Origin of the sequence: Spirillospora sp. NPDC000708 (assembly GCF_040299565.1) — a bacterium.
Taxonomy (GTDB): Bacteria; Actinomycetota; Actinomycetes; order Streptosporangiales; family Streptosporangiaceae; genus Spirillospora.
On the sequence record NZ_JBEPCJ010000171.1, the window covers coordinates 1 to 9984 of the forward strand.

General features: G+C 71.9%; 14 protein-coding genes and 1 pseudogene. 3 read left to right on the forward strand and 12 right to left on the reverse strand.

The genetic code is table 11. The features are described 5' to 3' along the window. The 9 genes and pseudogenes from ABT299_RS51260 to ABT299_RS51300 form a co-directional block, all read right to left on the reverse strand. Nucleotides 1–206 (reverse strand): annotated as a pseudogene (locus tag ABT299_RS51260) (hypothetical protein); the annotation flags it as partial. Further along, on the reverse strand, nucleotides 203–385 hold the full coding sequence (locus tag ABT299_RS51265) for a helix-turn-helix transcriptional regulator (RefSeq protein WP_500255324.1): 183 nt from the start codon (nucleotides 383–385) through the stop codon (nucleotides 203–205). The gene ABT299_RS51265 and the pseudogene ABT299_RS51260, both read right to left, overlap by 4 nt. Before the next feature lie 352 nt (nucleotides 386–737). Next, nucleotides 738–1169: a DUF4282 domain-containing protein gene (locus ABT299_RS51270; RefSeq protein WP_500255311.1), complete on the reverse strand. Its 432-nt coding sequence runs from the start codon at nucleotides 1167–1169 to the stop codon at nucleotides 738–740. Then, the gene (locus ABT299_RS51275) at nucleotides 1157–1372 is read right to left on the reverse strand and encodes a hypothetical protein (RefSeq protein ID WP_500255312.1); all 216 of its coding nucleotides are present in this window, start codon (nucleotides 1370–1372) and stop codon (nucleotides 1157–1159) included. Before ABT299_RS51275 ends, ABT299_RS51270 begins: the two co-directional genes overlap by 13 nt. Continuing rightward, the gene (locus tag ABT299_RS51280; RefSeq protein ID WP_500255313.1) at nucleotides 1365–2864 is read right to left on the reverse strand and encodes a replication initiator; all 1500 of its coding nucleotides are present in this window, start codon (nucleotides 2862–2864) and stop codon (nucleotides 1365–1367) included. Before ABT299_RS51280 ends, ABT299_RS51275 begins: the two co-directional genes overlap by 8 nt. Before the next feature lie 68 nt (nucleotides 2865–2932). Then, nucleotides 2933–3256, reverse strand: coding sequence for a hypothetical protein (locus ABT299_RS51285; RefSeq protein WP_500255314.1), 324 nt, complete (start codon nucleotides 3254–3256; stop codon nucleotides 2933–2935). A 113-nt stretch (nucleotides 3257–3369) separates the two neighbouring features. Next, a complete protein-coding gene (locus ABT299_RS51290; protein ID WP_500255315.1) occupies nucleotides 3370–4791 on the reverse strand; it encodes an FtsK/SpoIIIE domain-containing protein in 1422 nt (473 codons plus the stop codon). Continuing rightward, entirely contained in the window at nucleotides 4788–5492 is a 705-nt protein-coding gene (locus ABT299_RS51295; protein WP_500255316.1) for a hypothetical protein, read from the reverse strand. The genes ABT299_RS51290 and ABT299_RS51295 overlap by 4 nt, the downstream gene beginning before the upstream one ends. After that, complete coding sequence (locus ABT299_RS51300; protein WP_500255317.1) at nucleotides 5492–5851, reverse strand: hypothetical protein; 360 nt, start codon at nucleotides 5849–5851, stop codon at nucleotides 5492–5494. The genes ABT299_RS51295 and ABT299_RS51300 overlap by 1 nt, the downstream gene beginning before the upstream one ends. 182 nt (nucleotides 5852–6033) lie before the next feature. On the opposite strand from ABT299_RS51300, the gene ABT299_RS51305 reads away from it, so the two are divergent. Next, nucleotides 6034–6903 (forward strand): GntR family transcriptional regulator, encoded by an 870-nt coding sequence (locus tag ABT299_RS51305; protein ID WP_500255318.1) that lies wholly within the window; start codon nucleotides 6034–6036, stop codon nucleotides 6901–6903. A gap of 388 nt (nucleotides 6904–7291) precedes the next feature. Here ABT299_RS51305 and ABT299_RS51310 read toward each other — a convergent pair whose 3' ends face one another. From ABT299_RS51310 to ABT299_RS51320, 3 genes are all read right to left on the reverse strand, one after another. After that, entirely contained in the window at nucleotides 7292–7612 is a 321-nt protein-coding gene (locus tag ABT299_RS51310) for a hypothetical protein (RefSeq protein ID WP_500255319.1), read from the reverse strand. Nucleotides 7613–7656: 44 nt separating this feature from the next. Beyond that, nucleotides 7657–8037, reverse strand: coding sequence for a hypothetical protein (locus ABT299_RS51315; RefSeq protein ID WP_500255320.1), 381 nt, complete (start codon nucleotides 8035–8037; stop codon nucleotides 7657–7659). A gap of 61 nt (nucleotides 8038–8098) precedes the next feature. Then, nucleotides 8099–8665 (reverse strand): ATP-binding protein, encoded by a 567-nt coding sequence (locus tag ABT299_RS51320; RefSeq protein ID WP_500255321.1) that lies wholly within the window; start codon nucleotides 8663–8665, stop codon nucleotides 8099–8101. Nucleotides 8666–8749: 84 nt separating this feature from the next. On the opposite strand from ABT299_RS51320, the gene ABT299_RS51325 reads away from it, so the two are divergent. Next, nucleotides 8750–9619, forward strand: coding sequence for a helix-turn-helix domain-containing protein (locus ABT299_RS51325; RefSeq protein WP_500255322.1), 870 nt, complete (start codon nucleotides 8750–8752; stop codon nucleotides 9617–9619). Between the two features lie 23 nt (nucleotides 9620–9642). Continuing rightward, nucleotides 9643–9846, forward strand: a complete 204-nt coding sequence (locus tag ABT299_RS51330) for a DUF397 domain-containing protein (RefSeq protein ID WP_500255323.1) — start codon at nucleotides 9643–9645, stop codon at nucleotides 9844–9846. Nucleotides 9847–9984: the final 138 nt, after the last annotated feature.

The window sequence follows — 9984 nt, forward strand, 5'->3', positions numbered from 1 at the left end:
GCCACCGGCTCACCGGTCTCGGGAGAGAACACCGCGCCCTCACGGGCCGCCGCCACCAGCGCCGCCCGATGCGTCTCCGCCAGCGCTTTGGTGAGCCACGAGCGGGAGAACTGTGCGGAGTCGACGCGCCACCGCACTTCCCACGGCTTACGCCTGTTCGCGCGCTTGCGGATCTGCCAGAATTGGATGTCCTGCGCTTTGATCACCGGAGCGTCTCCATTCCGTCCGTGCCGAGCTTGTGAAGCCATTCTATGAAATCCGCGCGAACAATCCTCAGCTCATTGTTCGGCAGCCGGAACGCTTTCGGGCCGCGCCCTGTAGCGAGCCACCGGTACACCGTAGAACGCGCTACGTGCAGCTCAGAGGCCATGTCGCGCACCGACATAACATCCACCGAGGCCACCAGAAACCACCCCTGAAATTGCACCTACGGGCCAGCCACGGGCCAAAACCAGCCACCGATAAAGGCAGGTGATCAACGACCAGAATCGGTCAATTTCTGTCGCACAATTGCCGCATGCAGCCCTTGACTTTGGATCGCTGGAATGCATGGGGTTGCGGCCGGCGGCCGCCCACCACCCCGACCGACCGCCTTGGGGGCGGGCCGCCGCGCCTGCCTTTCGCATTTCCGCCGCTCGGTGTCTGTGCAAGACCAGCGGAGCCGCATTCGCGGCGCCCCCCGAGTGCGACCCTGCCCGCGCGGGGTCCGCGCCGTCCCGCACGGGCAGGCCCGCCGCTCACCGCCGGTACGGCCCCGGACGCGTCGGAGGCCCCCACCCCGGAGCCGGGGGAGGCGGCGCCGCAGGGTGCGTCGCGGGAGGAAGGTCCGCCGGGGGAAGCGGCACCGCAGGAGCGACCGGCCGCGCCGCCTCGACCGGACGGCCCCGCGTGAACCCCATCAGCACCCACTCACACCCGATGCGAGCGCACACGATCCCGGCGACTCCGGCCGCGATGATGACGGGCGCGCACCACCACCAACCGCCGCCCATCCAGGACGCCACCGACCACACCAGCAGCAGCGCGAACAGCGCCCCGAAGCCGATGCACGCCGACACCGCCACGTACAGGACACTGATCAGGCGGGGAGTGATGAACCGCCGGAACCGGATGTCCGCCAGCCCGGACAGCACCCCGTGACTCTCGCGCGGGCCGGTCACAGCGACCACCAGCCGCACGAGGACGCCAGCCAGGCCACGCCCAGCAGCACCAGCCCGAGCAGCAGGCCCGACCACCACAGCCGGGGGAAGCGGTGCCGCAGCGGCACCCGCCACCGCAGCCGGACGGTAGAGCGCCCGCCACCGCCCAAGCCGATGCGCAGCAGGATCGGCACCGCCGCCAGCGCCGCCACCATCACCACCGCGTCAGTCATCGCGCGCCCCCGCCCCGTCGCCGGGCGGCCGAGCGGTCACGGCCAGGTCCGCCGCATCCCGCGCCGCCGCATGATCGCGCGCCAGCGTCGCGGCAAGGTCAGCGTCACCCAACCTTCGCCAGCCCGTTCCCAGGTACCGCCAGTCACGCACCAGCACGGCCCCGCCGTCCCCGCGCTCAGCCTCCGCCCACGGGTCACCCTCCGGCCGATGCCGGGTCCGCCAGGCCCGCCGCACCGCCCGCAGCGTCCCCCGCGTCACGCTGTACCAGCGCGATTTGGTCGCGAAGTGCCCCCGGAAGCCCAAGGTGTGCGCGTAGTCCGCCAGCCGCAGCGATGCGCACTCCGGCCGCCGCGCCAGCCGGAAGCACGCCGCGATCAGAAGGCCGACATGCGGGTTTGCGACCTTGCGACTCACCGCCGCAACCGCCCGCAGCCCGAACCGGCGCGGCGGCAGCCCAGCGAACACATCGCCCGCCGTCTTGGTCGCGTACTTGGCCAAGTAGCCCGCCGCCCGCGCCGGGTCCGCGATCGGCGACACGTCCAACTGCGCGCCCCACCGCGCCGCCGCCACTCCCACCACCGGGCACGGCACCGCCACCCGCCCGGCAGCGTCCCGGATGGCATCCGCCAGCGCGGTCACGTCCGCCCACGCGGGAGGAGGCACCGTCGCCGACCGGCCCCCGTCCGCCACGCCGTCCAGGCGGATCACCGCGTGCAGGTGCACCGCCCCGCGCCGCTGATACTCCGCCACCTTGACGTACGACACGCGCACGACCGACCGCACGGCCCGCACCGACACCGGCACGCCGGACCGCCCGCCCCCGATCCGCGCCAGCGCCCGGTAGACGTAGATCATCGTCCGCCGCCACAGCTCTGGCACCGCCGCGTGCCACAGCACGTGAGCGTCATACCGGTAGCAGTCCCAGCACAGCGGACGCCCGACCAGCGGATCATCCGCAGCGTGCCGCGCATCGCACCACGTGCGCATGGCGTGCTCGCACACCAGCGGCCCCCGCCGCACCCGACACGGCCCGTCATCGCTCGCCCGATGCACCGCCCCGAAGCTGGGCGCGGTGAAGGTCGCCAGCACCGCCGGATGCGTGCCCACGCTCGCCGGGACCGCATCCACCCCACCCGGCAGACTCGGCGCACGCCCCCGCAGGCCCGCCGAGACCAGATGCCAGGTATCCCGCCGATACGTCTCCGCACAGCTTGGGCAGACCGCCGCCCGCCGGTCACCGCACGCCAGCAGAAGCGCCCCGTCCGGCTCACCCCTGCTCGACCACTCCGCCCGGATCTCACCCGTCCGCCCGTCCACCGCCATCGCGCCACCAGCCACCCGCACCGGCCGCGCACAGTGCCCCGTGTGCGCCACCTGACGCGACCACGCCCGCCAGCTCTCGCCGTCCGCGACCCGCGCCAGCATCCCCGCCAGCACCCCACCGGCCAGCCCGCCCGGCACGCTCCCGGCCGTGCGGCCCGCCGGGTCCACCCGTGCGGGGTCCGTGGACGGCAGACCTACGCCCCTTCGGGGTGACCTGCGGTCAGTCCGCCGGCTACTCACGCCGCACCGCCCGTACCGCAGTCCGCCGCCGGGTCCTCACCCGCGCCCGGCTCCTCACCGGGGTCGCGCCCGTGACGGCCGCGCACCTGGTGCCCGTAGACGAAGCGCCACAGGCACCAGCTCAGCGCGTACCAGTCCGGGGAATCGGCCTCGACCGGCGGAAGCTCGAAGGCCCACAGCACGTCCGCCACCTCGCGCACCAGGTCCACCCACGCATGCCCCGCCGCCTCGGCCGGAGGCTCCGCCAGCGGGTACACCCGCCCCGCCACCACCGCCGCGCACGGGCACACCCGCTCCGCCAGCTCTTTGGAGATCGTCACTTGCTCGCTCCCATCGAGAAGAAGGGACCCCGCGCAGCGGGCACGCTCCCGCCGACCCCGCCACGCGAGGCCCCGAAGGTTGAAGAGAGAGGGAGGGAAGAACCGGCCGCCGGTTACACCCAGCGGTCACCGGCTACCAGCCGCCGCAGCGCGACCCCGCGCGCTACGACATCGCGGATCTCGTTGTCGTCCAGGTAGTAGGACTTGCAGCGTCGCGGCATGCTGCCTTCCGCGTGCAGCAGCCCGACCCCGCGCGTGTTCACATCGACCTCGGAGGCGTCGAACCCGACCGACGCCATCCCCGCACCCAGAATCGTGTCGCTGGCGTCCCTGGTGCTGCACCGCATCGCCCACCGCAGCGCCACCAGGTCACGCAGCGACGTGGGCACCACATCGCTACTGGGCTTCTGTGTGGCGAGCGCCGCGATGATCCCCGCCGCGCGGCCCCGCGCCACGACGTCGATCGCCAGCGAGTTGAAGTGCCGCGCCGCCCGGCGGTCCGGGTGGGCGGTGAAGAACCGCAGCTCATCCACCGGCCACAGGATCGTCGGGGCGTCCTGCGGACTCAGCACCCGCCGCCCCATCGACTCCAGCAGCTCATACCGCCGGTCCATCTCCTTGACCAGATCCTCCGCCAGGCCGATGGCCCCATCCACGTGGTAGGCCAGCCGCGTCATCACCGGCCGCCACAGCGCCAGCTCAACCCGCTTGGCGTCCATGCCCCAGATCTCGCACGCCGGGTCCAGCGCCGCCGCGCCCAGCACCAGCGACAGCCCCGCCGACTTCCCGCTCTCAGGCTCACCCCCGAACAGGATGTTCTTGCCCCGCAGCCGGACCGCGATCGGATCACCCATGTCGTCCACCGCGACCGGGATCGGATCACTCATGCTGCGCTGCCCGCCACCGGCCCACGGCCACCCGATCGGCGCGGACACGTTCGGGTCGCCCGTGTTGGCGAACGGGTCCCGCCGCACCAGGTCCACGTGCGCCAGGTCCGCGCGACCGGTGTCACGCGCCACCCGCACCTCACGCACCCGCAGCACCGCCGCCACCCGTTCCGCCTCGCCTTCCAGCTCACCGACCGTCGCGCCGCGCGGCACCCGCACCAGCAGCCGATCACCCGCCGGAACCACCCGATGCGCCCGGATGCGCGGGATGCGGTCGTTGACCGTCGTCAGCCCCGCGAACCGGCACGCGCGGTCCCAGTGCCGCCGCAGCCGACCCCGCCGCCACGTGGCGACCGCCCGCCGACGCGACCACGGGATCACCGCGACCGCCGACACCAGCCAGCCCGCCGCCAGCACACCACCCAGCCAGCCCCGCGCCAGCCAGCCCGCCACCGCCACGGCCGCCACCACCGCCAGGGCCGCCAGCTCACGCCGCCACAACCAGCTAGGCCGCACCACCCAGAGCATGACCGCCGACCCGGCAGTGAGCCGAGCCCGCACCGGCAGGTCCGGCCGCTGGAGGACGGGCGGAAGGCCGACCCCGCCGGGCGCCTGGACGCCGGAGTACCGGCGGTCGGGACGGGTCACCACGCACCGCCCAGACCGCCACCGTGCCGGATGCCCGGCCAGCCGTCCGCGTCTGCCGCGCGCTCGCCCCCGGCGACCCGCCGATCCCACGGCCCCTGATCAACCGCCTGCCGCCGCGTCTCCTCCATCGACGCCGGAGGCTCGCGCCAGTCGCGGCGCGTCTCCTCCATGCCCGCCACCCGCACGGCCGGAGCCGATCCCGCACGCCGCGCCCACGCCTCCCACGCCTCACACCGCCGCGCGTCCAGCTCCCGCCACACTTCGCCCGGCACCAGGCCCGTCAGCATGTCCGCCAGCAGCACCCCGCCGACACGCCGATCCGGAGGCAACGGCACCCACGCCGACCGGGAGTAGCCGCCCACGTGCACCCACCCGTGCGCCGCCACCTGCCCCGGCTCACCGTCCGGCCCGCCGACCGCACGACCGTCCGCGCCCGCCAGGCCCGCGCCCGCCAGCGCACCCGACCTCATCGCCGCACCCAGCACCCGACGCCGCCGACGCTCCGACACCGGCACCAGCCGCAGCCACGACGGCCCCGCCGGTTCGGTCATGGTGTAGTGCACCCGGACCGGTCCCGTGCCGCTCAGGGTGATCACGTACGAGCACTCACCCCACGCCCACGGGTCCACCGCACCGACCGCCGCCACCGCATCGCCCGGCACCTCCACCGCCGAGCCCCGCAGCAGCTCCCGGAGCCCCATCACTCGCCCGCCTTCCCCGCCGCCTTGCCCGACCCGCCCGCCGAGCCGCCCGCCGAGCCGCCCGGCACCGGCTCCAGCCGCTCCGCCGTCCACCACTGCACGCTGTCGCCCCGCCTGTCGATCACGTTCAGCCGCAGCCCCACCGGCCGCACGAACGCGCCCTGGCCGACGCCGGGGTCACCGACCAGCCCGACCTTGATCGGCGCCGACCCCTGCCCGTCCATCACCAGCAACCGCACCTGGTAGAGCGGCTCCCCGTCGTCGTTGGTCCGGGGCGCCTTCGTCTCGAAGTCACGCCGCTGTTCCGGCGCGTCCGCCACCAGCCACGACATGCCGTCCATGTCGATCCGGAATTCCACCCTTGCCACCTCCGCTTTGCGGCCGACGCACCAACCTTTGGTGCGTCCCGTACGTACAAAGGTGTGCCAAAGGCCGCTGAACTGCAAACCTTGGCGTACACAAGGGGGGTTCGCTAGGCTCGGTATCGGGAAGGTAAAGCACCAGATCAACGGCACCGGTCAAGAGGCGGGGAGTGGCCACATTGGGACAGAGCCGAGAGCCCTCCAGCCGCACCGGAACCACGCCGCTGCTGTGGACCACCATCCGCGACCAGATCATCCGCGAGATCGTCGAGGGCCGGATACAGCCGGGCGCGTGGCTACCCACCAACGCCGAGATCCAGCAGCGCTGGCAGGTGTCCAACCGCACCAGCCGCCGGGTGCTGCACGAGCTTGAGCTAGCCGGGTGGGCACAGGGCCAGGGCACACGCGGGTACCTCGCCACCGCAGGCCCCGCCGCCACGCAGCAGACCGCGCCCGCCGACATGGAGCGCACCGTTGCCGACACCACCCGCCGCGACGACCAGCGCACCGCGCCGCGCGCCGCCCAGATCGGCACCTCGCCCGTCCCGCGCCCCGTGCACACGGTCCCGATCAGCGGGCAGATCCCCGCCGAGTTCAGCCGCATCCGGATCATGGCCGTGGGGTACGAACCCGCACCGCCGGATGTCGCCTACGCGCTCCGCCTGTCCGGGCCGGGCGCGTCGGTGTCCGTGCGCCGCCGACTCGTGGTCACCCCCACCTCGGACGCCACCCCGCTAGAAGTCCGAATCTCCTACACGCCCGGCGTCACGCCCGGCAACCCGCTCACGGTGCCCAGCCTCTTGCCTGGCACGTGGCCCGAGAACCTCACCGCCCATACCGGGCAACGGCCCGCCACCGCGACCAGCTTCATCAACACCCGCCCCGCCGCCGATTGGGAAGCCGCCGCGCTGCACATACCGCCAGCAACGCCCACGCTAGTCCGCCTCACCACCCTGGCCACCGCCAGCGGCACCCCGGTAGACCACACCGTGAGCATCTGGCCAGCCGCCACCACCACCATCGCCGCCGAAGGCCACCCCATCACCTGACCCACTCCACCGCACCGGCCGAGCGCTGAGGCTCGCGCCGGGGCAGCGGCGCCCACCACCGCGCGGGGCCGGACTGGAAAGTGCACGGTCGGGCTGCGCCGGCCGAACTCCCTACGGTCGCCCCTTCGGGGTGGCCTGCGGCCATATCCGCCGGCCCACCCTCACCAACGAGGCAACCGGCGCCGCGGCCCCTTCACCCGCGCGGGCCCCCGCACACCGACCCCGGACAAGAGATCGAGGGGCGTGCACGGAGCCGACCGTCAAGAAGCCGCTCAACACGTGCACGCCCCTCTTCCCCCCCATTTCGACCCTGCGGGCGGACGCTCCCCGGGGGCCAGGAACCCCGCCCGCAGGGCGCATCACCCCCCGTCTTCGCCGCGCTCCACCGTCAGCAGGTGCCCGCGCCCATTGCCCAGCAGCCGCCGTGCGACCACCAGCCCATCACGGCCCAGATCCAGATCAGTTCCGCTTCCTCCAGGAGCGACGCCGAGTCCCGTCCGCTGCCGCCCGCCTTCCGGCTGTTGATCAGCGCCACCCGCTTGACCAGCACACCGAACATCGCCGTGACCGCGTCGATCACGTCATTCAGGCTCTCGGCAGTCGCGCCCGTGTCGGCCAGCCTGAGCCCGTCACCGTGCCGCGACAGCTTCTCGGCCATCGCATCAGCATGCTCGGCCAGCTCCACAACTTCCCTTGCCAGCGAAGACATCGGCCTACCTCTCCAGGGATGATCTGCGTTGGTCCCGCACCGCTTCATGACACGGCCGGGAAGGTCCCCGGATACATCCGGTGGTGCAGCAGCGCGGCCACCTGATCGGCCGCCTTCACTGCATCTCGGCACGGGGCGAAGGGAAGCCATGGCTCGGCGAACAGGTCGAAGTAGGCCCACTCGCCGCCAGGGATCGCCCGCGCCATCGCCAGGACTCCCACGTCCTCCTTCGGCCCCCACACGGTGAACAGCAGCATGGGAAACGGCACCGCCGACGACCGATCCGGGTACAGCTTCACCCCCCGATGCCCCCGCCGCTCAGCCGCCACCGCCAGCCGGTCCAGATGCCGTGCCGCCGTGTCGCGACCCCGCAGGGTCCGCCACCAGGACATGCACCACTCCACCCGCGAACTCTCGATCACCATTGACCCGACGATCACCATCGACCGTCCCGCCTTCCGTCTCGGTTCCCTGACCCGTGCGCAGTCAGCACGCGATCACCGACCACACCCACTTGCCGCGCGGCGGTGTCGGGTCCACCCCGCACCGGACCGAAAGCGCCTGGACGATCGGCAGGCCCCAACCGCCCGTGCCGTCGTCGTGTCCCTCGTCCAGCGCCGCAGCGTCCGGCGAGACGTCCACCGACCCCAACGGTTTGGCCACCGGCAGCACGTTCGAGCGGTCCCAGACCCCGAGGCGCATCCCGTCCGGTGCCAGCTCGAACTGAACCCGCATCTCCAGGTACGCGGCGTGCTCCGCAGCATTGGCGAGCAGTTCACCCGCGATCAACTGCACGTCATCGGCGCGATGCGACAGACCCCAGTCCGCCAGCCGCGACCGCAGCAACGTCCGCACCAGCCCGGCCGACGCTGGACACGCCAACATCCGCGCGTCCAGCGGACCGATAAGTGTCGCACCCGGACATCCCGCCGCCGGGTTGGCTCTACCATCGTTCATGGGTCCGACCTCCCGTGTCGGATCAAGGCCCCGGAGCCGGTGTGACAGCACCGACCGGGGCCGTTTTCGTTTCGGCAGCGCTGCCCCTCGGTACATGGCAGGCTGCTGTCTGTCAGAATGCACCACGCTTCGGGCAGATGCAATACTGCTTTTGGAATCCGGCTTAGAGGGAGCGCCATCGTGACGCGTAAGCAAGATCAAGGCCACAGCCCGACCCTTCGCGCCCGTCGGCTGGCCCTTGAACTCATCAACCGCCGCGAAGCTGTGGGGATGACGCGCGAAGAGGTGACGCGTCGGTTGGAGTGGTCCAGCTCAACCCTGTTCCGGATCGAGACCGGGCGGACGAAGCCTCAGCCGCGTAGCGTGCGCGAGCTGCTCGATCTCTACGGCGTATCCGAGGCGGAGAAGGAGGGCTTGATACAACTGGCCCGCGAGGCTCGGCAGCCGGGTTGGTGGCACTCCTTCCGGGACGTGCTGCCGAATCCGTATGAGGTCTTCATCGGCCTTGAGGCAGGAGCGGAGACCATCCGAGCGTTCGAGCCTCTCGTCATCCCTGGCCTGCTCCAAACACCCGAGTACGCACGAGGCATGATCCGGGGCGGCCCTCAGGAGCTTGATCCTGAAGAGATCGACCGCAGGGTGCAGGTGCGGGTGGCGCGCCAACAGATCCTCGCCCGTGCCGACCGGCCCCGCCTCTGGGTCGTCCTTGATGAAGCGGCCCTGCACAGGACAGTGGGCGGCGAGGAGACCATGCGTAAGCAGCTCGCCCACCTGGTCGAGATGTCCGAGCAGGGGAAGACGACCATCCAGGTCGTCCCCTTCAAAGCTGGCGCTCACGCTGGCACGAGCGGACCGTTCGTGATCCTCGGCTTCGACCAGCCGACCGACCCAAGCGTGGTGTACCTGGAGACGATTCCCGAAGGCGTCTACCTGGAGGGTGCCAGCGACGTCGCGGCGTATATCCTTGCATTTGACCGCTTGCTTGCGGCCGCTCTACACCCAGATGAGTCGATCTCGCTCATCCAACGGGTGGCAGATGCAAGCACCTGAGCACGACTAGAGGGAGGTGCGGGATGGACAACCGCGACATGTCCCGTGCCGCATGGCGCAAGAGTTCGCGAAGTGGCCAGAACGGCAACTGTGTCGAGGTCGCCCGAGCCGCCGGTGAGGTGGCCTTCCGCGACAGCAAGGCCCCGGAGGCCGGACACCTGACTCTTCGCCCTGAGAGCTTTGCTCAGCTCATCCGCCGTGCCAAGCACGGCGAGTTGGACACCTGAGCCCTGGTCACCAGGCGGGCCCGGCTGACGGTCGGGGCTTTCCTGTGTGAGGGTTTTCCCTACTAGGTCAAGGCGCGCGCCGTTGCGGCGCGCGCCTTCGCGCATGGTGGGCCGATGGACGCGGCTTCGGGGCCGCTC